Here is a 23,651-nt window from a genome sequence, read left to right on the forward strand (position 1 = left end):
TATGGACTTTCCGCTCAAGTTCGAGTTCCACGTCTCTCGCGCGGCGCGCCAGCGCTACGGCTTTGAGGAGGAACTGTTCTCGTGGACCGGCAACGTGTTGTTTGCGAACGTTGGTGCCAGCCGCCGCTTTGCCGAAAAGATGAATAGACAGCGTGATGTGGAACGCGATCCAGAGCGGACGATCCACGCCGGCGCGCTGAACGCGATGGCGCTAATTGACGAGTTGCTGCACGCGTTAATCGCGCAGTACCGCCGTCAACGAGATCCGAAAGTGATGATTGATGCGCTCGCGTGGTTCGAAGATCAGGTCGGCCGTGACTCGGTAGAGAGCACTCTGCTTGCTTTCACGGATCAGTTTCCACCGCTCGATGTGTATACGGGCAAGCAATCTGCCAGTGAATGGCTAAACGCTTCGAGCGGGGATACGTCTCGTCGCGCAGTCGCTCTCGAAGAACTGATGATGCTCTGGTTGGCAAATTCCAATCCGGCGTTCCATCGCTTCAAAGAACTGTTCGACGATTCGGAGCTCAAGAAGAACACGGCTTATCCGAAGATCACCTCGAACCTGAAGGAATATTTCAAGACTCGCCCGGGCTTCGGTCCGGCAAATCAGAACCTTATTGATCTGCTGCGCGCGCCCGCACTGGCATCGCCTGATTCTCTCGAAGGACAGCTTGCCTACATGCGTGAGACATGGCCAGACGTGCTGGGCGAGATGATCCGGCGCATTCTGGTGGCTCTCGATATTTTCAAAGAAGAAGAACTCGCGATCTGGATGCGCTTCCATCCGGCGGATCACGCTGCCCACTTTGGATTGCCGCAGGATCGCGGTGATTCCAGCGCCGCAGCTGTTCCGCATTACAACCTGAAAGAGCCAGAGTACGAACGCTTCAGTCCCGATGTGGACTGGATGCCGCGAACGGTAATGATTGCCAAGAGCACCTTCGTATGGCTCGATCAATTATCGCGGGCCTATCAGAGGCACATTCACCGCCTCGACCAGGTTCCAAATGAGGAAGTCGATGCACTCGCGCGGCGCGGATTCAATGTGCTCTGGTTGATTGGGGTCTGGGAGCGAAGCAAGGCTTCACAGAGAATCAAGCAGCTTACTGGAAACCCCGACGCCGCAGCTTCTGCGTATTCGCTATTCGACTACACCATCGCAGATGAGCTTGGAGGCGAAGGCGCGTACTTCAATCTGCGAGATCGCGCCGCCGCCCGTGGGATTCGCATGGGCACTGATATGGTCCCGAACCACACCGGTATCGATTCGCGCTGGGTCGCTGAGCATCCCGACTGGTTCATCTCTCTTCCTTATCCTCCGTTTCCCGCTTACCGGTTCGATGGGCCCGATCTTTCTACAGACGGCCGCGTGGAAATCAAGATCGAAGATCACTATTACAACAAGACGGATGCCGCCGTTGTCTTTCGTCGCCGCGATCGCTGGAGCAGCGAGACGCGATACATCTACCACGGCAACGATGGGACAAGCTATCCCTGGAATGACACCGCGCAGTTGAATTATCTGAACCCCGAAGTTCGGGAGGCGGTGATTCAGAAGATTCTCTACGTTGCTCGGCTGTCTCCGGTGATCCGCTTTGACGCTGCGATGACGTTAGCCAAGCAGCATTACCAACGGCTTTGGTATCCCGTTCCGGGAACCGGCGGCGCGATTCCGTCGCGTGCTGAGCATGGACTCACCAAGCCGGAATTCGACGCGGCCATACCAAACGAGTTCTGGCGCGAGGTGGTGGATCGGTGCGCGGCCGAAGCTCCGGGCACCCTCCTCCTTGCGGAAGCCTTCTGGCTGCTCGAAGGATATTTCGTGCGAACGCTGGGCATGCATCGCGTGTACAACAGCGCGTTCATGAACATGCTGCGCGATGAAGAGAACGCGAATTATCGCAACGTGATCAAGAACACGCTGGAGTTCGATCCGGAAATTCTCAAGCGCTATGTTAATTTCATGAACAATCCCGACGAGCGCACGGCTGTAGACCAATTTGGGAAGGGGGACAAGTACTTCGGGGTCTGCACGCTGATGGCCACGCTGCCTGGATTACCGATGTTTGGACACGGACAGGTGGAGGGCTACACCGAGCGTTATGGAATGGAGTATCGCCGCGCCTATCACGACGAGTCTCCGGATCCGTGGCTCGTGTCGCGCCATGAGCGTCAGATTTCTCCTTTATTGCACCGGCGCGGATTGTTCGCGGAAGTGCGCAATTTCCTGCTCTATGATTTTTACAGCGATTCAGGCGCGGTGAATGAAAATGTTTTTGCCTATTCGAATGGAGAAGGGAGCCGGCGAGCGCTGGTCATCTACAACAACAAATTTGCGGATGCGCACGGCTGGATTCGAATCTCCAGCGCCTATGCCGAGAAATTCCCGGACGGAGGCAGAGCACTTCGACAGCGTGATCTCGCGAGCGCGTTCGATATCTCTGGCGATGGGGCGCAGTTCGTGGCTGCACTTGACGCAGTAACCGGGCTTGAACACATTTACAGCGGCCGCGAGTTGAAAGAGAAAGGAATGCGATTCGATTTGGGCGCGTATCAATGTCACGTGTTCATGGATTGGAAACATCTCCGCGATGACGTCAGTCATCCCTGGCGTGAGCTCTACGAGCACTTGCGCGGACGAGGCGTCGCCAGCCTGGCAGACGCGATGCGCGACCTGCAGCTTAAGCCTGTGCATGATGGGCTGTACGCGATTCTCGATGCGGTGCTTATCGAGCAGCTCTTCGATGTTCCGCGAATCGAAAAAGAGCCGGCGGGAAAGGAAGGTGCTCCTGTACTTGAAGGCGCGGCTGTATCGACAAAGAAGACTTCGGCAGAGAAGTCGAAACAAGAGCTCGTGAGCGGCGATGGGCACTCGTCTCACTTAAGAAAAGAGCGGCTCGATGAACTCATCCAGCGTTTGCACTCAATGCTGTTAGCTGCTCAAGGTCTCATTTCAGGTGAGTCGGCCGAGTCCCTCGGAGTGCCGCAGCAGAATGAATGGCTAGGAAGCGTCGAAGAAGCCGTCGCCTCTTTCACAAGGTGGGTGGAAGCGGCGCGCCGCATTCCATCACTGGAAAAACATTTTCGCGTGGCATGGTCAACGGAAGCCTGCACGGTTCTTCCTAATGACGCAGGAAAGGAAAACGCTGCACGCTGGGCTACGGTGATTGCGTGGGCCACGGTACGAGCTCTTGGCGAGCTGCTGAGTACATCGGAGCCCGATGCAGCTGGTGCCAGGCTGTTTGATGCTCTTAGATTGCGCGAGCCAATTGCCAATGCTCTTTCCCGATTTGGTCTCACTGGCGAGGAGCACTGGAGAGCAGCCGCGCGCATTCGGGCTATATTGGCAAATGAGGCATGGTTGCCCGGAGCGCGGCGTTCAGCTAAGTCGCCATATAGCTGGCTGCACGATCCCGACGTATCCTGGCTGATCAATGTTCACGACTACCAGGGTATTCGCTACTTCAGCAAGGAGATGTATGGATGCCTGCTCTGGTGGACGGCGCTTCCCGCGCTACTGCGCATCGCAGAGTTGGCGACACCCGATCCGAGAAAACTGCACGAGCTTGAACTGCAAATCGAGTCCCGAATTGACGCAGCTGAAGCGGCCGGATATCAGGTGGCCGCTTTGTTCGAACTGGGCGAGGGCACTGCACCGCAGGAATCCTCGCCAGTTCTCGGCGACGAACAGGTGCCGGTCAAGAACCATGAATCCTAGACTGTCTTGCGCGCGTGGATAACGCGTTAGTCTCCATCTTTGAGGAACAGATTTGATCGAGCGGCCATTACACACGGCGCACCTCGTGCATCAGGAGTGGCTTTCAAAGTCGAGCGAAACCAAGCATCTGGTCTTCTCCATTGAGGACATGAAGCGTTTCGATTTCACGGCTGGCCAATTTATTTCGATGGTTGCGCCTCATGATGGCAAGACGATTACGCGCGCATATTCTCTTGCCTCGGCGCCGAGAAAGAACGAGTTTGATTTGTGCCTCAATCGCGTCGAAGAAGGATTCTTCTCCAACTTTCTATGCGACATGAAAGAAGGAGAGACGGTAAAGTTTCACGGTCCGCACGGCACATTCGTGCTGCGAAATCCGCTGCGCGACTCGATTCTTATCGCGACAGGAACCGGAATAGCTCCGATCCGAGGATTTGTGCAGTGGTTATTCGCTGACGAGTCGCGCCATCAGGAACACGAGATTCATCTGGTATATGGCACGCGTTACCCGGTTGATATCTACTACAAAGACTACTTCGATCTCATCGCGCACGACTTCCCAAACTTTCATTACGTAATTACGTTGAGTCGCGCTCCCGACGACTGGAAGGGTGAGCGCGGCTATGTGCAGCACCAGGTTCGAAAGATTGTCATGGCTCGTCCCGAATCAGAACGCACGAATATGGATGCTTATGTCTGCGGGCTGAACGACATGATCTCGGCAACGAGAAAGTTGCTGAAAGAGGAGCTTGGCTGGGACCGCAAGCAGATTATCTACGAGCGATACGACTGAGAATCGAACGCCGTAATACGCAACCGCGCAGGCTCCTGCCACAGGATATTCAACTCTGTTCGCGTTTGATAATCCGACAAACTCGCGCAAGTCCTTGCTTAGCGGCATCGGGGTGACGGCGGTCGCGGAGCTCAATTACCAATGCGATGCGTTTCGTCCGGAGACATGGCCATGTGCTCACGGGCATCCGCTTCGTCGGCGTCTTTGAAATTTGAAAAGACCCGGACCCTTTTTTCCATGCTTGCGATTGTACGGAACGTTTGCTGCGTTTTGCTTAAGACGCCCCAATGCAGCGTCTTTGCTGGAGCTCCTAAACCTGCCGTCCTGTTTTACGATCGTCGGCGATGATGCCGTCGCGGATGTAGATCACGCGATGCGCGTACTCGGAGATGTCATGCTCGTGGGTCACAAGGACAATAGTGTTCCCCTGGGAATGCAGGTGATCCATCAAAGCCATAATTTCATTACCGGTTTGGGAATCGAGATTGCCGGTAGGCTCATCGGCCAGGATGATGGAAGGACTATTTACCAGGGCGCGCGCGATCGCGACTCTCTGGCGCTGGCCGCCGGAGAGTTCGTTGGGCTTGTGCATCATTCGGGGTTCGAGATCAACTTTGCGCAGCGCTTCTTTGGCGCGGCGAATGCGCTCTTCCGAAGGCGTGCCGTTATAAATCAGCGGAAGCTCGACATTGTGCAGAGCTGTCGCACGAGCCAGCAGGTTGAACGTCTGGAAGACGAAGCCGATCTCCTTGTTACGGATTCTTGCGAGTTCATCATCGTCAAGTTCACTTACCAGATGTCCGTTGAGCCAGTACTGGCCACGGCTTGGAGTGTCCAGACATCCGATCAGGTTCATTAACGTCGACTTACCCGAACCGGAGGGGCCCATGATGGCGACATATTCATTCCGTTTGATTTCGATATTGACGCCACGCAACGCATGGACCTGCTGCTCTGAACCCATGTCATAGGTCTTCCAGAGATCCTCGACTCTGATCATTGCGGAGGTCGCTGGCCGGGTGCTAATCGCGTCCATCGTGGTCAGTTCTGCCATTTGCGTCGCCATTCCGGTCTCCTAACACCAAATACGGGGAGACACAAAATCCGGTTCCCCAATATTGGACGAAAACACCCTATTCACGCTATAGACGTTCCCAAAGAGCTACGGTTACTAGGAGTTGTCGTCCTTTTTCCCAATGCTGTTGTCTACTTTGACCTTGGCGCCGATTTTCAACGTGCGCAGGACTTTGTAGCTGCCAGTGACAATTTCCTGGCCTTCAGTGAGGCCGCTGAGGACTTCCATATCCGTGGAGCCTTGAATGCCGGTTTCAACAGGCTTGAAATCGACCTTTTTTGTATTCCTATCAACTACGAAGATTCCCTGAATTTCCTTCTTGCCCTTCGGATCCTTAATGCCACTTTGAGACGCTTTGGCCGCAGCAGATCCCTTCTTTCCAGCAGCCGCAGCGCGTTGCGTATCCAGATCGCCCTGAGTCCTGATCGTCAATGCCTGAATAGGAACTGCGACCACGTTGCTCTTGCTGGCCGTGGTGATCTTCGCAGTCGTCGAGAATCCCGGACGCAGATTTTCCGGCGGATTGTCCACCGTGACGACGACCTTGAAGTCCTTGGCTTCCTGGGTTCCTGCAGTCGTCTGCGAGGTAGCAACTCCGGAGGAGCGCACCAGGGCTTGATCGCCGATCTCTGTCACGCGGCCCTTGAAGACATGATCGGGAAGGGCATCGATGGTTACGTCGGCAGATTCCCCGAGCTTCACGTTCACGATATCCGTCTCATCGACGCGAACTTCTGCTGTAACCACGGACATGTCCGCCAAGGTCATGAGCGTGCTGCCAGGCGAATTCTGAATGCCAACGACAACTGTCTCTCCTTCGCGTACAGGGAGGTTGGTAACGATGCCGTCAAACGGCGCAACGTATTCAGTCTTACCCAAAACGTCCGTCAACTTACTCAACATGGCATTCGCCTGGCTTACACGGCCGACGCTAGATGCCCTCTGCGCGCTCATCTGAGAGACTTTGGCCTGGTCGGCGCTCAGGGTTGCTACTGCGACGTCATAGCCGGCTTTCTTGGCGTCGAAGTCGGACTTGGAGATGAGCTGGCTTTGATAAAGATCCTTCGCACGGTTGTAATCGAGAGTCTTCTGCTCGAGATCGGCCTTATCCCGTGCCACCTCAGCCATTGAGGTCTGGATGGCGGCGTTGGCAGAATCAAGATCCTTCTGCGCGGTTTCGATGCCGGCACGCTGCGCGTTCACATCTGCCGAACTCTGAACGTTTTCCAGCTGTGCCAGTTTTTGACCACGCGTGACTTTATCGCCTTCCTTCACATACAGCTTGACGATCTTCCCAAAGCCCTGGGCTCCAATGTTCACGTACGTCTTTGCCTTGATCTCTCCTGAGCCGGTAACTACGCTTGAGATATCCTCTCGCGTCACCTTAGAAGTCGTAATCGTGATGACATTGCTCTGGCTGCTCCGGACGCTGACGGCGATGAGGGCAGCCAGCACCACAACGACAGCAACGGCAATGATGATCTTCTTCGCGTTGCTGCCCTTCTTGCGTTCCGGAGCGCCGTAAGTGCTGGTGACGACAGAAGGTCTGGGGCTGCCACCAACCGGCAGATCAAGTGTTTGCGTGTCTGGCATGCACCCTCCAGGCGGTGATACGCCAACTTCAGACAAAAAGTTTCTAGGGCAGTCGAGGATAGACAGTCCTTCGGCTGGGAGCAGACGAGGAAGAAACTCAACTAGCCGGGAATGTTAATTATAGCGTGAGTTACGGCTGTCGACAGGTGTAAACTTGCGGCAGACACTCCGCCTTCATTTGCCATACATAATTGTGACGGTTTGCTTGCTCCGATACGTGGAAGTGCCTAAAATAATGAAGCCCAACGTGTGTCTCTGAGGGGTGGGTCGCAGCATGCATTCTTCATTAGTCCGCAAGTTTTCGCTCCTTTTTATCTTTTCCCTACTCTCAGTTTTGCCGGGATTCTTGGTGGCGCAGACTGCGTCCGCTGATGTTTCGAATTCGTCGAAACCTGATCAGCCGGCCGCGACAATTAAAACCACGAACGCCGATCAAAGTTCGCCGGATGTTGACAAGCGCAAGCGACAGCTCACAGACAAGGAAAAGAAAGAGCAGGAACGGCGATTCAAGAAAGAAGTCGAGACCGTCTACAAAAAATGGCTCGACGAGGATGTTCGCTACATCATCACCGATGAAGAGAAGTCTGCATTCAAGCAACTCTCGAACGACGAAGAACGCGACAACTTCATTGAAGCCTTCTGGGCGCGGCGTGATCCCACGCCCGATACGGTAGAAAACGAATTCAAAGAAGAGCATTACTCGCGTATCGCTTATTCCAACGAGCACTTCGCAGCCGGCATTCCTGGATGGAAAACTGATCGTGGTCGCATGTACATCATGTATGGCAAACCGGACGAGATCGACTCGCACCCGAGCGGTGGCACCTACGAGCGTCCGATGGAAGAGGGTGGCGGCGAAACCTCTACCTACCCATTCGAAACCTGGCGTTATCGTTATCTGGAAGGAATCGGGCAGGAAATCATCATTGAGTTCGTCGACACGTGCATGTGCGGCGACTATCACATGACGATCGACCGCTCCGAAAAGGACGCGCTAAAGAATGTCCCTGGCGCCGGCCTGACGCTGTATGAACAAATGGGACTCGCCTCCAAGGCAGACCGCTTCACTAATAGCGGCCTTGAGCAACTGGGAGCTGGACCGTTCAACCAGAACCTCCAAAGCAAGCAGTTCGACCGGTTAGAAGAGTTTGCGAAACTGAATCGTCCGCCCGCAATCAAGTTCAAGGATCTGGACGAAGTTGTCACTAGCAAAGTTCGTTACAACCTCCTTCCCTTCGACGTTCGAGCCGATTTTGTACGTGTGACCAGCGATACCGTTCTAGTACCGGTAACGCTGCAAATCCGGAAGAGAAATGTAACTTACGTCAATAAAGATGGGGTGGAACGCGGAACGCTGAACATCTATGGTCGCGTCACCACTCTCACGGGCCGCATTGCTCAGACTTTCGAAGACACAGTTCAGGACGATCAGCCCGCAGAACTGCTGCCCAAGCTTCTTGACAATGCCTCGATTTACTGGAAGGCGCTGCCGCTCCGCCCTGGGCGCTATCGTTTCGATATCGTTGTGAAGGATGTGAATGGCGACCGCATGGGCACGTGGTCCCGTGGAATCATCGTTCCTGATATGAGCGACGACAAGGGGTTGACGAACTCGACGCTCATTCTTGCTGACGTGATGGAGAAGGTTCCGTCAAAGTCTGTAGGCGCAGGGAACTTTGTAATCGGCACAACGAAGGTTCGGCCTCGGCTCGATAGTGCTGATGGGACTCCGGCCAAGTTCAACCGCAACCAGAAGCTGAATTTCTGGATGCAGGTATATAACCTTGGGATCAATGATCAGAGCAAGAAGTCTTCAGCACAAATTGAATACGACATTGTGAACTCAGCCACGAAGAAGGCTGTTGTTCATGCAGTGGAAACGACCGATCAGCTCGGCAATGCCGGCGACCAGATCACGCTCGAGAAGAGCATGTCGCTGGCCAGTCTTGAACCCGGCGCGTACGAGCTGACGATCAAAGTGAACGACAATATTTCCAAGCAGTCGATCGCCCCAACGGCGAAGTTCCTGGTTCAGTAGAAGGTCAGCAGGAACTGGAGTCCATTTCGTACTGGGGACCGGGTGATCGATAGGAACCTTGCCGCTGCTCGAATCTGGCGGACATAGGTTCGATATCCAGGGGTGGATAAATGGCAAACCGGCGTAAGTGGTTGGTTGTGCTGTTAGGCGCAGCGCTCCCGGTGTGCGCTGCGACCTCGGGCTCCATTTCAGGCATAGTGAAGAGCGCGGATGGGACTCCGCAGATGGGCGCGCTGGTTGAAGTCTTCGCTATGGGAACTCTTCAGCCGATCGTCGCCTTTACCGGTCAGGCGGGATCTTTCCAGGTTCCCAGCGTCACGCCTGGAAACTACCGGCTCAAGGTGACGGCTGCCTCCTTCCTCCCCTCGCTCGTGGAAAATGTAGTCATACGTTCTGGCGGACGCGCTGTTATCAATGTGACGCTGAACACTCTTGCCGAGGCCATACGTTTCCTGCCTCCGCGCCAGCTTTCTGATCAGGACCAGGATGATTGGAAGTGGCTGCTTCGCTCAGCCTCGAACCGTCCTATCCTGCGCTTCGATGAAGACAACGGGCTCATTCTTGCTACCTCAGCAAAGTGCGAGCATCAGGAGAGCCATTCTGTCAGCGGCAAAGTTGCATTTGTGGCTGGGGCGCAGGCAGATGGCTTCGGCAGCGCGCCAGACTACGGAACCAGTTTCGACGTTCGCCAAGCCTTGTTTTCCGCGGACATGTTGTCATTCGACGGCAAGGTAGGCAACGGAAATGGGCAACCTGCAGGAGTGATCCGCACCGCCTATAGGCATCAGTTTGCAACTGGCGACACACCTACCATAGCAGTCACGCTTCGCCACACAGCACCCCCTGGAAGCATCGCCGCGAATGCACTCAGCTCCGTGGCGTTTACTTTCTCTAATACCACGAATGTCGGCGGACTAATCGATCTGACATACGGCAGTGAAGTACAGGGAGTTCAGTTTATTCGGCGCATCAGCGGAGTTCGTCCTTTTGCCACGGCTGGGCTGCACCTTGGCAAGAACATGGTTCTGGAGTACCGCTATGCGACTGCAGAACCGGCGAGTGCCTTTGACCGTGCGCTGGATAACGGCAACGACGATCAAGTGGTTTCGACGCCACGCATGTCGGTGGTCGGCTATGCTCCTGCTTTAGAGCGTGATCGGCATCAGGAGATTTCCGTTTCACGCAAACATGGAGATACAAAGGTCCAGGCAGCGCTCTTCTTTGACCGGGTCTCCAATCTGGCTTTGACCGGCTCTGGTGACGTCTCCTCGATCGCTTCCGATGTAATCCCCGACGTCTCCTCCGATACCTTCACATTCAACGGCGGCAATCTTGAAACCCGCGGATTCCGTCTGGTCGCGGAGCACACATTCTCACGCGAATTGACCGCGCTGCTCGACTATGCGTTTGGCGGTGCTGTGACAGCTCCCGACTGGAACTCAGCTGGATCCTGGGCAGATCTGCGCGAGGCGCTCCGAGTCGAAGATGCGCATTCCGTGACTGCAAAGTTGAATGGGCTAATCCCAGAATCTGGAACGCGCTGGGCAGCTTCCTACAAACTGACCAGTTCCAACGCTGTTACTCCGGTCGATCTCTTTAACGCCTCTCCTGGTCATGCCGATCCATACTTCAGTTTCGTGATTCGGCAGCCTATTCCTGGCGGTTCTTTCATCCCGGGACATGTGGAAGCGGTACTAAACGTTCGCAACCTGCTCGCGCAGGGATATCGCCCTTTCCTCAGTCCGGACGGAAGAACACTTTATCTCGTGCAATCTGCGCGTGCGGTGCGGGGCGGCCTGGCATTCACGTTCTAAATTGCTGCAAAGCAGAATTCACTGATCTTTCACTGTAATTCACTGCTCCGAAAACACGATTTGCAGATTTTCGGCAGAATTCTGCAACTTCGAAGTTATTGCAAAAAATTCGCTGTTAATTTCCCTGTTATTTAAAATGCAGCGAATTCTTAGGAGGCTGAACTTCCAAGATGCCGATCCTGAGTAAGGCCTCCACAGACGACTTTGACTCTCCGCTCGAGCGGTTGCTCGCCTCCATAGCGAATTTGCGGCAGCAGCCCACGGCGAAAGGCGCACATTTTTATCGGACGAGCCTCCGCCGATTCCAGGCCTGGAGTGAGATCTTCCATCCCCACATTGACGCAGAACAGCGCCAGGCTCTTAAGTTCCTCGACAAGCTGCGCAAAGCTACCGGCAAGCTGCGTGACAGCGAAGTCCATCAGGATCTGTTGGACGGCATTGCTGGGGTGAAAGCCAAGGAAAAAAAACAGCTGGAGAAGATTCTGAAAGCACGCAAGAAGTCTTGCAGCAAGAAACTAAGATCAAACCTCCGCGATCCGATTCTGAGTGGGATCTGGCGAGTTCTGCGCGTTCTCGACGAATCGCCGGGTCAACCGAGCGAACCAGCGCATCGCATAGAAGGCAGTGCCGAGCTTGCACTGGAAGAGTACCGGGCGTTTGTGCAGCGTCGAAGCCGGCTCTCGGTCGAGAATCTGCATGAATATCGGCTTGAATGCAAGCGATTTCGCTACACCGCGGAACTCGCCGGAGACACTCCCCAGGCAGAGAGACTGATCGAAGCCTGGAAAACAGTTCAGGACGTGATTGGGGAATGGCACGATTACCTGATGTTGTCGGAGGTGGTTCAGAGCATCTTTGGCAACTCAGCTTTACACACGAAACTTTTGCAGCACGCGCAGAAGCAGTATCGGGAATCGTTGCGGGCTGTCTCCAAATGCGAGCGGAAATTGCTTGCCTCAGCAGCTCTCGTTCCAAAAAAGGAACCCCAGCGCGCACGTTCCGGCCGTAGTTCCTCACGCGCGGCCTGAGGGACTGTGACACCTCTTAATCCCTATGCCAGTTTTTGCGGCAGTAGATATTGGCGCCAACTCTGTCCGACTCAAGATCGCTGAACTTACCCGGCGCAAGTTCACAGTGGTTCACGAGGATCGCGAGGTTACACGGCTCGGAGAATCCGTATTTCGCAACAACGTACTCGCTCCCGACGCGATGGCGCACACCGTCAAGGTACTCACGCGTTTTTATCGAGCCACGCAGAAATTTCGCGTGGAGAAGGTACGTGTCGTGAGCACAAGTCCGCTGCGCGACTCCAAGAACTCGCGCGCCTTTATCGAATGGGTGAAGTCTGCAGTCGGATGGAAGATCGAAATCATCTCCGGTCTGGAGGAAGGGCGACTGATTCACCTCGGAGTGCTCTCCAACGCGCGAATCGAAAATCGAGACGTACTCATGTTCGATCTCGGAGGCGGCAGCTGCGAGGTCACTATTTCCGAAAAAGGACACATCCGGGAAATGTTCAGCCTGCCATTAGGTGCGGTGCGACTCACGCAAGAGTTCTTGCTTCACGATCCCGCAAAAACAAAAGAAATAGCTCGAATGCGCGAATACATCGCTGAGCAGGTCAACCGTATTGCTCCCGTTATTCGCCGCTATCGCGTGGACCTGGCGATTGCCACTTCTGGCACAGCCGCGGCCCTAGCCGGCGCAGCGCGCGCGCTACAGGGGCGGTCGAAATATTCGCATACAGTCTCTCGCAAGATTGCCACTGAATTGGCGCACGATCTCGCGGAGAAGTCGGTACAGGAGCGCGCTCAGTTTCCCGGGATCGCTCCTCGCCGATCGGAGATCATCGTCGCCGGTGCTTTCGTCTTCGCAGAAATGATGGCCCACTATGGGCTGCCCTCTTTCCAGTACTCATCATTGGGTTTGCGCGACGGACTGCTTGCACAGATGGCAGCAGACGCTGACATTGGAACCCGCCAACACCGGCAATTAGAAGCAGAGCGAGAGGACGCATTGAGCTCGCTGTGCAAAAGGTACAGCGTAGATATTCGCCATGCAACGCAGGTTCGCGATTTATCCCAACAATTATTTAAATCGCTGAAGGGAATTCATGGATTGCCAAGCGATTATGCGGAATGGATCGCGGCAGCGGCGATGCTTCACGAGTTGGGCTCCTACGTGAATCGCAATGGAAGGCATCGCCATACTTATTACCTGATTGCCAATTCGGAACTCTTCGGCTTTTCCCCGGAGCAGCGCCACATTGTGGCTTCGATCGCACGTTATATGGGGAAATCTAGACCCAGCGAACGCGATCGCGAAGTGCGCAATTTGCGTCCATCCGCCCGTGAGTTCCTCGATCGTGCCGTCGTGCTGCTGAGAATCGCGCGTGCACTAAATCAAGGACGCCGCGGCATAGTGCAGAAGCTTCGTGCCAAAGAGGCAGGAGCGGAGGTAATGCTCGAATTGCGCGGAAAACCGGGGATGGATCTTGAGGTGTGGACCGCGGAAAAGGAACGCAGTTACTTTCGCGACGTGTTTGGACGCGACTTGCTCGTAAGAGCCGCCTGAAGCTGTTTCTTTTTCTTCTTCTTGTCTTTCTTGCCCTTCGCGGGAATTTCTTCCACATTGCCGCTCCCATTCGGGGAGATGGCGATATGTCCTGTCGAACCTTCGCTCACGCTCGCATCCGCGCTTGCCTTGGCGAGCCGCGGGGTGAGTAACCACTGCAGAACGAACTTCTTCTGCTCGGACTCGATTTTCGCGACCGCGCCTTTCTTCAGATCGACATACGCGCGATCTCCGTTCGCGACGACCATTCTGCCAAGAAACTCGCTGAAATTCGGATTATGCCCGACTACCATCAGAGCTTCGAGCTTGGAGTATTTGCGCAGCATGTCGCGGAAGTGGTCATACTTGGCCTCCGGCCGGAGCGCATTCTCGATGGTCAACTTTCCTTCGTGTCCGATCTCATTAGCGATCAACGATGCCGTCTGGGTAGCGCGTTTTAGCGGGCTGGAAATGACGGCGTCCACGGTAACTTCCATTGCCGATAAGATGCGTCCCGTCTGCGTGCATTGGTGGATGCCTTCGGCATCCAAGGGACGCTTTTCATCCTTCTTGGGACTGATTTTTTTTTGGCCTGCACTGGCGTGACGGACGAAGTAGACGATCATAACTGCTCAACTCTGGGACGATAACGAGAACGGTGTGGGCGGGCTGCCGGCGGGGGGATTGCTGCCAACGACTCTTTGCCCTGTGCTAATCCTATCAGGAATTCCTGCGCATTGAAGACCACAGGCGCTCGGCCGCGGCCATTCACACGGGCTCCGATGCGGGCGTAATCACCGTTTGCATCGAGGAGGCGCGCCTTCGCCGTGTCAGCAAGATAGGATTCCAAAATCTCCTGGCGAACTCTCTGCCGCAATAAGGGATCGAGCACTGGAAATACGACCTCAACGCGCTCATACAGATTCCGAGGCATCCAATCTGCGCTGCCAACATAAAGCTCCTCATCGCCGGCATTCGCAAAAGAGTAGATCCGGCTGTGCTCCAGCAGTCGCCCTACAATACTTCGCACACGAATTCGATCGCTGACTCCGCGCACTCCCGGACGCAGAGCGCACATCCCGCGAACAATCAAATCGATTTCTACTCCGGCTTGCGATGCGCGATAGAGTTCCTGAATAATGGATTTGTCGAGCAGCGCATTCATCTTCGCAACGATGCGTGCCGGACGTTTAGCCTTCGCGTGATCGGCTTCTCGCCGAATCAGGGCAATCGTGCGCTCGGCGCAGTCTACAGGGGATACCAGCAGCGGATCATAGTGTGGATGGTCGGCATATGCTGTCAGGAAATTAAAAACCTCCTGCACCGCTTCCGTGATTTCTTCATTAGCGGTGAAAAGACTGAGGTCGGTGTAAAAGCGTGAAGTCACCGCGTTGTAATTTCCCGTCCCCAAGTGCGCATATCGACGGGTAACGTCGTCAGGATCGCGCCGTACCAGCAAAGTGAGTTTGCAGTGTGTCTTTAGTCCTACCAGACCGTGGAACACCTGCACGCCGGCATCCTCAAGACTTCGCGCCCAGCGGATGTTGGAAGCCTCATCGAAGCGGGCCTTCAATTCCACTACCACAGTGACTTCTTTGCTGGCCGCGGCCTCGCTCATCGCCTGCACAATCGGAGACTCTTCGCCCGTGCGGTACAAAGTTTGCCGCATCGAGATCACATTGGGATCTTTCGCCCCGGTCTCGATGAATCCGACAACAGCATTGAATGAATCGAACGGATGGTGCAGCAGAATATCGTGCTTGCGGATCTCCTCGAAGATGTCCCGCGACTTTCCCGTCAGGTGCAGTTCGCGCGCCACGAAAGGCTTGAACTTGAGATCGGAGCGCTGTGTCTGCTCATAAATGCTGGAAACTCGCGATAAGTTCACCGGACCATTTGTCCGGAACACCTGCCATTCATCCAGTCCAAAGTTCCCACGCAAACGCTCAATAATCTCCGGCGCTGCCGCGGCTTCAATCTCCAGCCTTACCGCATCGCCCTTGCGCCGGTTGTGGAGTTCCGTGCGCACCGATTCCAGCAGATTGCGCGACTCTTCTTCCTGCAAATAAAGGTTGCTATTACGCGTCACTCGGAAGGCCGCGGCCGAAACAATCTCGTATCCGCGATACATCTTGGCCGCATGAGAGGCGACGAGATCAGCGAGAAAGACATGGTCATGTGTGCCTTCGCTGGAGGGGACGCGCAGAATGCGGGGAAGGGAACGCGGTACCGTGATCACGCCCATATAGACCGCCGACGATCGCCGTCGCCGCCGCAGCAGAAATGCAAGGCACAACGCTTTATTGACCACGCGAGGAAACGGATGCGCAGGATCGATCGTGATCGGAGTCAGCAGCGGATCTACTTCACGCTCGCAGTAGTCATTCAGAAAATCCGCAGCATTAGTATCCAGCTCATTCAGCTCGAGAATGCGGATGCCATTTTCGGCCAGCGCGGGACGCAGGCGGTCATTCCATGCCGCGTATTGCGCGGCCACAAACTCGTTGGTCCGCTTGATTACGAGTTCCAGCTCCTGCTCCGGAGGGAGGCCATCCGGACCTGGCGTCGTGTAGCCATCCTCAATGCGTTGTAGCAGACCAGACAGACGAACCTCGAAGAACTCGTCCAGGTTCGAAGCTGTAATGCTGAGAAACTTGACTCGCTCCAGAAGCGGATTCGTTTCGTCTTCCGCTTCTTCAAGAACACGCTGATTGAACCTGAGCCACGAGAGCTCACGGTTCAGGAAATACTCAGGTCTGTCAGTCGAAAGAGGCGGCATCTTCAGCCCGGAAGGGGAGTAGCTTGGCTTTTCCAGGGGATCTCGTTCATTAGAAGTTTACCGCACGCAAGCAGCAATGGAAATTCGCAGCGTCGCGAGCTCCTACCCACGAACCTCTTTCAGTGCAGAAGAAAGCAATCAGCGGAAACAAAGTAAGAGAGCTAGCCGGCACTGGGCTAATTGTAATTAGCCCAGTGCCAGTTAGCCTGACTTGCTGAGAGTGACGACCTCATTTAGGATGTTGGAAACAGCGCTTCATGCGCTGTCCATCTGGTGTGCGAATCTCGCCGGAACCGCGTGTCCTCTCTGAGTCACTGAATCGGCGCACATTCCAGTCCCTTGGGTCCTCATCGTAAGATGGGCGCGTAGCTCAACTGGCAGAGCAACTGACTCTTAATCAGTAGGTTGAAGGTTCGATTCCTTCCGCGCTCACCAAATCCTTCCTTTTCAGGTGCTTGCACCAGCCTCGATTCTTAAACTTTTGGTTGAACGTTCGGGCGAGTGGTCCCGTTGTGGGTCGTTGATAACAAACGCTCAGCTTCGCCGCTCTACGCAGCTAGGGAACAACCTTTTGAGCATGAAGACGCGAACATGAAGCTTCATTTGCTAATCGGGCACGCGAAATGAAATCAATGGCGTAGCCGCCGGGTAGCAGCACAAAACTGGGGATTGGAACAAATGGAAATTTTTGTTCGTTCCATTTGTTCCAGTGAGTGTATCCGCATCCTTATTAAAGGAGCGGCTTGCCGCGATTGGACTCGAATCAGTTGATCACCTGTGGCACGATTAATTGCCGCGGCGTTCCTCTTCGAGCTTCTGAATGCCGGCGGCAAACCAAACGCCTCCAGCGTTGCGGATGAGAAGTACCGGAGTTTCGCAAACACTCGGGGGAGCCGGCGACAAGAAGTCGTCGATTCTGAAGTCTCCATCAGCTTCGAGGGCAACTCCGGCAAGTGTTGAGTTGTGAGCAGTGGCCGTGGCAGCGGGTCCACAGAACAATGTCGCATGAACGCTCTGCCCGGCATTGGTTCCGATGCCGTTCCCAGCTGCCAGGAGCAAGCCGCGTCCTTCGATCTTGATATGGCCGTCAGCGTTTACGTCAGCTTCAAGCGCAGCAATTCGCCAGGGACCGCCCGGAGATACTCCCCTTACGATGTTGAGGTTGATCGCGCCATTGGCGGCGACACCTGTAACGGGAACCACGCCGATACCACCCTTGAACTTGAGCGCGGTTTCATCTTGCGCCATTGCGATGCAGGTGGTCGTCAGGATAGTGATTGCAAGCAACAGTGCGCTGATCACATTTCGAGCCGGTCTGCTCTCGGAAAAGTTTCCACTTCTGATCTCTTTCATACTTTCTCCTTGCGTTATTGTTGAAAGCTGCTGACGCAACCGCTCCTCCGACAATCAATAACACTCTTCACCGCACAACGCGCATTCATCGATACATCAGGAATGATTGTGTTTCGCAGCTCTTCACATGACCCACAGTATCCAGCGTCAGTTGTCGAGTCATGAGGCAGCGGTCATGTTCGCGTGGTGTTTCGGTGGCGGCGCTACTCCAGGGGAGCTCGGCACTACCTGGATTCGTATAAAAAAAACAGACGCGCACGCGAGAAGCACGATGTTCCGTAACTCCGCGTGCGCGTCCTAACGGCGGCAGGATGGGATGAAAAATTATTCGACGCCGCCGCGGAAGAACCAGTAGTCGGCGCTGTATGGCACCAGCGCTTGTTTACGCACATCGCTGGCGACCGAGCATCCCGTAGCGGGAGCCGAGCCGCCCTTCGTGTTTAACCGCTGAATGAAGCTGGTTTGAGTCAGAAATTTACCGCCAGTCGGCCCTTCATCTGCGCCAATGACTTGCAGTAACAGGCAAGCGATAGAGCCGGTATTAGGGCAGCTCGGTATGTCGGCTGAAGGTTGGATCGCGTGCTGTGTCTGTGCCCACACTTTGCTGGTGTCGAACGAACTCTGCCATGTTGCATTGCCGAAGGCCACAGGGCTCGGCGCAAACTTGTTTGGTTTCGTATTGGGACTGAGGAAGTGCGTGATGATTTGGACCTGTTGCCCAAAGAAGGTGGTGAAAAGCGTGGCTTCAGGCCGAGCTTGGTTTACCGTCCATGAGGCATCAGAACTGCCTTCGCTCGTCGGCAGGCAAACGTATCCCTGAGTTCCCAGTGCGTGTCCCACCAGAAATGCAGTGGCTCCAACTGGTGGCGTGATGAGGGTGGGGGTAGGTGGTGACGCAATGTTCTGTGCCGTCGCTTGATTAACTGCGCCGAAGGCACATGCGAACACGAGAGCGGCCAGCAATAGGCTCCGAACTCGCGCGAGTTGTTTCTTTGGTTGAACGACATCAAATTTCATTTATTTTTTCTCCTGTTTCTTGTTTCGTTGTTGTGGGTTAAGAAAGACTGTCGCGTCCCAGAATGAAGATCAGGCTGAAACGTGTTCGCCCGAACACTCCAGCACAGCTTCAATTGCGCTGCGAATGTGCCGATATCCTTTCGGCAACTTGGGTTCCTGGTTCGTGGACTGCCTTTCAGGGCGACTGACCTTCAACTCCTGGTTATCGCGGCGAGTGCTCCGGTTCCGTCCCGCCGCGCAGGTTGCAAACAACCTTCCGGTTCCACTGTCGGCACGTCGTGAGTTTGCAACCTTGTTATTGTCCGTCATGATTTTCCCAATCTGGTTCCGCACCTGATCTGCCGCGCAAAGAAGCGACTGCTATGCCGGAGCGCCCGTCTTGCAGGTCGTATTCAAAAGCGAGCAGGAGGCTGTCGCTGAGGGCAAATCGTCCGACGCTGACGCTAGTTACGGTCGAGCCAAACAGCGGATCTCCGGTCTGGAGTATGGCGACCGGAGAGGCGCCGCCGGTCAGTTCCACGAACATGCCACGCGTGCCACTTGCTTCATCAGCAGAGAACGCCACTGCTCCGCGGTTGTTGATCGAAGGATGTTCAGAGTTCGTGAACAATGAACTGTTCGGATCCGTTCTCAGGCTTAAGGCGCGGCTATTTCCGGTGAAGACAGCCAGGTTGCCGTTGCTAAGAAATGCGACATCAGTCACAATGCCGCGAGCATTGATGACCGGATCTTCAAACGAAACGCCAGGGTCGGAAAATGCCGGGCTGCTCGGGTCAGCAACAACAGTGATGATTGGCGCAGCAGTGTCATCAACACTGTTTGTGTGATCTTTAGCGGCCCTTGCAACAAAAACTCCCGGGCTGAAGTCCTTGAGAAATCCGAGGAATACAACTTCGCCGGAGTTGTTAATCGCAGCATCACCGAAGGTGCGGAAGTTCGAGTCGGTCGTATCGGCAAGGACCGTGAGCGTCTCGCCATCCCCGACAAAGACGCCTAGAGAGCGATTCTTTCGCTCGGCGAAGAACGCAACTTGCCCGGAGGCGTTGATGGAAGGCGAGCCGAGGAAGCGACCGATAAGTCCCCGCTGGTTCGTGTCGACAATCGTTTTTGTTGAAACTCCATCACTGGTAAAGATTGCCCGGTCGTTGACGCCACCGATCAGATTAGCGTCATAGCCAACCACGCCTGTGGCATTGATCACCACATCGTCTCCGAAGCTCGAGAGCAGACCATCAGACTCTGACGCGATGGTCGCGATCTCGCTTTCTTGCCACCTCAAAACGCCTTGCTTCTTATCGCTGCCACTGGCAACGAATGCGACTGCACCCGCGTTGTTGATCGCCGGAAACTTTGAAAACGCCGATAAGCCGTTAGTGCTGTCGGCTACATTCACAAAGGTGAAACTGGCTTTTTCGGAATTCTGAGCAATGGCTTGGCTGCCAAACATTGCGAGCAGAAAGCTGAGGAGCAAACTTTTCTTTGCGTAGATTTTGTTCATGAAATCTCCTTTTCTTGTGGCGCACTGTGACTGGCCTGTCGCACGGACTCATCCGCGTCCATGTTCTTCATCGGAAGCCGCTCGCTTTAGCATCTGTAGCAAGAGTTCCGGCAATTCTTCGAGCGACTGAAAACGTGCTGTGCACCCTGAGGCCACGTGCTCGATTCGCCCGCAATGCCGGCCCGCATCCGACGCACCGGTATCGCGAAACTGAATGACGAACGCGTTTGCCTGTTGCAATCCCTTCATTACGAGCCGAGAATACCTGCGGCTGTGCGGCGAGTCATGACGCAGTAGTTGTGTTGAAGTGGTGTTTCGGTGATGGACTCTGCCCATCGTCCCTAATCGTCGCGCAAGATAATGAGGCGATAGGCAAGATCGGCTACCGGTCCCACGTTCTTCGCAAATCAAAGGAATAAGTTGCAGCCCTGGATAATGGCCGTCATCCAACAGGGACTTTCCCCATGCAAGTTGCTAGAGACATCTCGTTCGGACCGTTTCGGTTCGACCTGGCAGATGAGTGTCTGTGGCGAGGTACGCATGCCATCTCATTGCGACCAAAAGCGTTTTCGGTTCTAAAACTGCTAGTCGAGCACCCTGGGCGACTTGTCACCACGCAGCGGGTGTTGGATACAGTTTGGCCGGGAACTTTCGTAGGGGATGCGGTTCTCAAGGACAACATTCGGCAGTTGCGCGACGCATTAGACGACGACGCGAAATCTCCCCGTTACATCGAGACGGCGCATCGGCGCGGCTATCGCTTCATCGCGAAACTGTCCGAGTCACTGCCGAGCAATTCTCCAAGTGCAGAGCCGCAATCACCTGTGCATTTCGCACCCAAACTCGTCGCACCTGCCTCTTCAGCAACCTCTTTCCGCGTAGTAGGTCGTGAGTCCGATTTGGCGAAAATGCACGGCTGGCTGAATCGTGCGTCGGCGGGGGAACGCCAAACAGTTTTCGTCACCGGGGAGCCCGGAATTGGCAAGACCAGTGTCGTCGAAGCATTTTTGGAAGAAGCTACTCGCGTCCCTGGGATTCGAGTAGTGCGCGGGCAATGTCTGGAGCACTATGGAGCGGGCGAAGCGTACCTTCCCATATTAGAAGGCTTCTCGCGGCTGTGCCGATCGGCTGGCGGAGCTGAGGTGTTGGATTTGTTGCGTCAGCACGCTCCGGCTTGGTTGGCGCAAATGCGCTCTTCAGTTTCACAAACGGAAAGCGACAGCCTGCCGTCTCGCGCAGTGGGATCAACCCGCGAGCGAATGCTCCGGGAAATGGCTGATGCTATCGATCTGCTGAGCTCTCAGTGGCCACTGCTGCTAGTTCTGGAAGATTTGCATTGGAGCGACTATTCCACTCTTGATCTCGTGTCCTATCTGGCGCGACGGAGAGATCACGCCCGCCTCATGGTCATCGGGACGTACCGCCCGGTCGATGTGATCCTCGGCGACCACCCGCTCAAGGGTGTGAAACGCGAACTGCAGGCGCACCGCCTATGCCATGAGCTTGCGCTCGAATATCTCGACGAGGATGTGATAGCGGAGTACCTGGCAACGAAGTTTCCTTCGAATCAGTTTCCGGCGCGATTCCGACGAATGCTTTACCGGCGTACTGAGGGCAATCCGCTATTCATGGTGAACCTTGTCGACTACTTGATTGATCAGAAAGTGATTGTTGAGGAGCAAGGGACCTGGGAGCTGCGCGTTGAATTGACCGAAGTGGACGAGGGGGTTCCGTCGAATATCCGGGAGTTGATCGAAAAGCAAATCGAGCGACTTACAAGCGAAGAGCGCACCGCGTTAGAGGCAGCGAGCATTGCCGGCATGGAGTGTTCGTCCGTGGCCATCGCGGCAGGAGTTGAGATGCCGCTCGAATGGGTTGACAAACAATGTGGCGGACTGGCGCGACATCAATTCCTATCTCCGGCATGGCTGGCCCAACTGCCGGACGGAACCGTCACTGCTCGCCATCGTTTCAATCATATTCTTTATCTGGAAGTCGCTTACAGGCTTATCCCGGCGATGCGCCGTTCGCAGATTCACCAACGCATCGCGGAACGTGGAGTGGCGATTTACGGCAATCGCAGCAGCGAAATCGCAGCCGAACTCGCCATGCATTTCGAGCAAAGCCGTGACTGGCCGCGCGCCCTTCGACACCTTTTACAGGCGGCCGAAAATGCAATCGCACGTTCCGCACATCACGAAGCTGCGAACCTCGCTGGCCGTGGTGTCGAGATACTCAAATTCGTTCCCGAGAGCGCCGAACGCGACAAGCAGGAAATGAGACTTCGCATGATGCTGACCGTTTCTCTGATGGCAATCAAGGGATTCGCTTCGGCGGAAGCGGAAGAAATCAATGCGCGGGGGCGCGAGCTCTTCTGGCGATACGGTCCCTCTCCAGAGTTGTTCTACATGCTCTGGACATTAAATTTGTACCGGCAGTTCAGCGGCGAGATGCATTCGTCATTGGAGATTGCATATCAGATCATGCAATTGGCTGAGGACCTTAAGGACGACGCGCTGATTATGCAGGCCCACCGCGCCTTAGGAGCTGTGCTTGTCTTGTTAGGGCGATGCGGAGAAGCACTCGAGCACATCGAAAAGGGCACTGCACTTTGCGCTGCACATCAGAACCACGGCTACAGCGTTTTCGTCGTCCTCGACAGCAAAGTGATGTTTGAGTGCTTTGCTGCGCTGGCGCTTTTGGCGCTTGGCCGTCTTGATCAGTCCGCTGGAAGACTGAGTGCAGGTTTGGAACTGGCGCGAGAGCTTGGTCATCCCCAGACTTTAGTTGTAGCCCAGCACGTCGCCGCGCAGATCCATCAAATCCGAGGCGAGGCTGCGCTGGCTTACGAACTGGCGAAACAGGCAACCGACCTGGCAGAGGAATATGGGCTGGAACTGTGGCGGGCATACGGCATCATCGAGATGGGCTGGGCTGAGGCTGAGCTGGGCAACCTGCAAGCTGGAATCGAGCAGATGCAACGCGGCCTGGCATTGCACGAGGCAATGGGATCGAAACTTCGGTCGCCGTATTTTCTCGGGTTGCTGGCCGATCAATTAGCTAAAGCAGGACGCGTTGAGGAGGGCCTCGCAACCATCTCAAAAGCGATAACAATAACTGAGCAGACAGGCGAGAGGTACTCGTTGGCTCAGCTAGATCGGATCAGGAGTGAATTGTTGATGCAGGCCGCCGAGTAGTGACGCGCGCCCAGCCTTCCGCGAAATACGGACCGTCTCAATAAAACTTTGAACGCCTAGATCCGAATTGGGAATCAAATCGTCATCAATTCCGCATGGGCGAGCAGCTTCACCGTTACGCCGGAGAAAAGAAAGGAAGCCACAAGCGTGATGGTATGATTCAAACCATTTGGACATATCGTGTGAGAGAGGAACGGCAGGATGAGTTTGAAAATCGTTA

The 23,651-nt window shown here is 55.0% G+C and carries 16 protein-coding genes and 1 tRNA gene; 8 read left to right on the forward strand and 9 right to left on the reverse strand.

The annotated features are described in order from the left end of the window. Nucleotide 1: 1 nt before the first annotated feature. Together DMG62_17320 and DMG62_17325 are read left to right on the forward strand one after the other, a co-directional pair. A complete protein-coding gene (locus DMG62_17320; protein ID PYY21686.1) occupies nucleotides 2-3,721 on the forward strand; it encodes an alpha-amylase in 3,720 nt (1,239 codons plus the stop codon). 55 nt (nucleotides 3,722-3,776) lie between these two features. Further along, nucleotides 3,777-4,514, forward strand: coding sequence for an oxidoreductase (locus DMG62_17325; GenBank protein ID PYY21716.1), 738 nt, complete (start codon nucleotides 3,777-3,779; stop codon nucleotides 4,512-4,514). Nucleotides 4,515-4,824: 310 nt separating this feature from the next. On the opposite strand, the gene DMG62_17330 is transcribed toward DMG62_17325, so the two are convergent. Together DMG62_17330 and DMG62_17335 are read right to left on the reverse strand one after the other, a co-directional pair. Further along, nucleotides 4,825-5,580, reverse strand: coding sequence for a macrolide ABC transporter ATP-binding protein (locus DMG62_17330; GenBank protein ID PYY21687.1), 756 nt, complete (start codon nucleotides 5,578-5,580; stop codon nucleotides 4,825-4,827). Between the two features lie 105 nt (nucleotides 5,581-5,685). Beyond that, the gene (locus DMG62_17335; protein ID PYY21688.1) at nucleotides 5,686-7,182 is read right to left on the reverse strand and encodes a secretion protein HlyD; all 1,497 of its coding nucleotides are present in this window, start codon (nucleotides 7,180-7,182) and stop codon (nucleotides 5,686-5,688) included. A gap of 274 nt (nucleotides 7,183-7,456) precedes the next feature. Between DMG62_17335 and DMG62_17340 the strand changes: the two genes are divergently transcribed. The 4 genes from DMG62_17340 to DMG62_17355 all read left to right on the forward strand — a co-directional run bounded on the left by DMG62_17340 (nucleotide 7,457) and on the right by DMG62_17355 (nucleotide 13,608). Continuing rightward, a complete protein-coding gene (locus DMG62_17340; GenBank protein PYY21689.1) occupies nucleotides 7,457-9,220 on the forward strand; it encodes a GWxTD domain-containing protein in 1,764 nt (587 codons plus the stop codon). Between the two features lie 110 nt (nucleotides 9,221-9,330). Further along, nucleotides 9,331-11,034, forward strand: a complete 1,704-nt coding sequence (locus tag DMG62_17345) for a hypothetical protein (GenBank protein ID PYY21690.1) — start codon at nucleotides 9,331-9,333, stop codon at nucleotides 11,032-11,034. A gap of 170 nt (nucleotides 11,035-11,204) precedes the next feature. Beyond that, on the forward strand, nucleotides 11,205-12,062 hold the full coding sequence (locus DMG62_17350; GenBank protein PYY21691.1) for a hypothetical protein: 858 nt from the start codon (nucleotides 11,205-11,207) through the stop codon (nucleotides 12,060-12,062). Nucleotides 12,063-12,087: 25 nt separating this feature from the next. Then, nucleotides 12,088-13,608 (forward strand): exopolyphosphatase, encoded by a 1,521-nt coding sequence (locus DMG62_17355; GenBank protein ID PYY21692.1) that lies wholly within the window; start codon nucleotides 12,088-12,090, stop codon nucleotides 13,606-13,608. On the opposite strand, the gene sixA is transcribed toward DMG62_17355, so the two are convergent. Together sixA and ppk1 are read right to left on the reverse strand one after the other, a co-directional pair. After that, entirely contained in the window at nucleotides 13,560-14,213 is a 654-nt protein-coding gene (gene sixA, locus DMG62_17360; protein ID PYY21693.1) for a phosphohistidine phosphatase SixA, read from the reverse strand. The genes DMG62_17355 and sixA overlap by 49 nt on opposite strands. After that, on the reverse strand, nucleotides 14,210-16,366 hold the full coding sequence (gene ppk1 / locus DMG62_17365) for a polyphosphate kinase 1 (protein ID PYY21694.1): 2,157 nt from the start codon (nucleotides 16,364-16,366) through the stop codon (nucleotides 14,210-14,212). Before ppk1 ends, sixA begins: the two co-directional genes overlap by 4 nt. 359 nt (nucleotides 16,367-16,725) lie before the next feature. Here ppk1 and DMG62_17370 point away from each other — a divergent pair. Beyond that, nucleotides 16,726-16,801, forward strand: a tRNA-Lys gene (locus DMG62_17370). Nucleotides 16,802-17,152: 351 nt separating this feature from the next. On the opposite strand, the gene DMG62_17375 is transcribed toward DMG62_17370, so the two are convergent. The 5 genes from DMG62_17375 to DMG62_17395 form a co-directional block, all read right to left on the reverse strand. Beyond that, nucleotides 17,153-17,719 (reverse strand): hypothetical protein, encoded by a 567-nt coding sequence (locus DMG62_17375; protein PYY21695.1) that lies wholly within the window; start codon nucleotides 17,717-17,719, stop codon nucleotides 17,153-17,155. 324 nt (nucleotides 17,720-18,043) lie between these two features. Continuing rightward, nucleotides 18,044-18,736: a hypothetical protein gene (locus DMG62_17380; protein ID PYY21696.1), complete on the reverse strand. Its 693-nt coding sequence runs from the start codon at nucleotides 18,734-18,736 to the stop codon at nucleotides 18,044-18,046. Nucleotides 18,737-18,805: 69 nt separating this feature from the next. Next, nucleotides 18,806-19,045, reverse strand: coding sequence for a hypothetical protein (locus tag DMG62_17385; GenBank protein ID PYY21697.1), 240 nt, complete (start codon nucleotides 19,043-19,045; stop codon nucleotides 18,806-18,808). Next, entirely contained in the window at nucleotides 19,032-20,234 is a 1,203-nt protein-coding gene (locus tag DMG62_17390) for a hypothetical protein (GenBank protein PYY21698.1), read from the reverse strand. The genes DMG62_17385 and DMG62_17390 overlap by 14 nt, the downstream gene beginning before the upstream one ends. 48 nt (nucleotides 20,235-20,282) lie before the next feature. Continuing rightward, a complete protein-coding gene (locus DMG62_17395) occupies nucleotides 20,283-20,483 on the reverse strand; it encodes a hypothetical protein (protein ID PYY21699.1) in 201 nt (66 codons plus the stop codon). A gap of 215 nt (nucleotides 20,484-20,698) precedes the next feature. On the opposite strand from DMG62_17395, the gene DMG62_17400 reads away from it, so the two are divergent. Beyond that, nucleotides 20,699-23,431, forward strand: a complete 2,733-nt coding sequence (locus DMG62_17400; GenBank protein PYY21700.1) for a hypothetical protein — start codon at nucleotides 20,699-20,701, stop codon at nucleotides 23,429-23,431. Nucleotides 23,432-23,651 lie beyond the last annotated feature (220 nt).

This window comes from Acidobacteriota bacterium (genome assembly GCA_003225175.1).
Taxonomy (GTDB): Bacteria; Acidobacteriota; Terriglobia; order Terriglobales; family Acidobacteriaceae; genus Gp1-AA112.

Excerpts from the sequence above, each read along its gene's own strand:
- DMG62_17320 (PYY21686.1), top strand. The coding sequence starts at position 2 with ATGGACTTTCCGCTCAAGTTCGAGTTCCACGTCTCTCGCGCGGCGCGC.
- DMG62_17330 (PYY21687.1), bottom strand. The coding sequence starts at position 5,580 with ATGGCGACGCAAATGGCAGAACTGACCACGATGGACGCGATTAGCACC.
- DMG62_17335 (PYY21688.1), bottom strand. The coding sequence starts at position 7,182 with ATGCCAGACACGCAAACACTTGATCTGCCGGTTGGTGGCAGCCCCAGA.
- DMG62_17340 (PYY21689.1), top strand. The coding sequence starts at position 7,457 with ATGCATTCTTCATTAGTCCGCAAGTTTTCGCTCCTTTTTATCTTTTCC.
- DMG62_17345 (PYY21690.1), top strand. The coding sequence starts at position 9,331 with ATGGCAAACCGGCGTAAGTGGTTGGTTGTGCTGTTAGGCGCAGCGCTC.
- DMG62_17350 (PYY21691.1), top strand. The coding sequence starts at position 11,205 with ATGCCGATCCTGAGTAAGGCCTCCACAGACGACTTTGACTCTCCGCTC.
- DMG62_17355 (PYY21692.1), top strand. The coding sequence starts at position 12,088 with ATGCCAGTTTTTGCGGCAGTAGATATTGGCGCCAACTCTGTCCGACTC.
- sixA (PYY21693.1), bottom strand. The coding sequence starts at position 14,213 with ATGATCGTCTACTTCGTCCGTCACGCCAGTGCAGGCCAAAAAAAAATC.
- ppk1 (PYY21694.1), bottom strand. The coding sequence starts at position 16,366 with ATGCCGCCTCTTTCGACTGACAGACCTGAGTATTTCCTGAACCGTGAG.
- DMG62_17375 (PYY21695.1), bottom strand. The coding sequence starts at position 17,719 with ATGAAAGAGATCAGAAGTGGAAACTTTTCCGAGAGCAGACCGGCTCGA.
- DMG62_17380 (PYY21696.1), bottom strand. The coding sequence starts at position 18,736 with ATGAAATTTGATGTCGTTCAACCAAAGAAACAACTCGCGCGAGTTCGG.
- DMG62_17385 (PYY21697.1), bottom strand. The coding sequence starts at position 19,045 with ATGACGGACAATAACAAGGTTGCAAACTCACGACGTGCCGACAGTGGA.
- DMG62_17390 (PYY21698.1), bottom strand. The coding sequence starts at position 20,234 with ATGAACAAAATCTACGCAAAGAAAAGTTTGCTCCTCAGCTTTCTGCTC.
- DMG62_17395 (PYY21699.1), bottom strand. The coding sequence starts at position 20,483 with ATGAAGGGATTGCAACAGGCAAACGCGTTCGTCATTCAGTTTCGCGAT.
- DMG62_17400 (PYY21700.1), top strand. The coding sequence starts at position 20,699 with ATGCAAGTTGCTAGAGACATCTCGTTCGGACCGTTTCGGTTCGACCTG.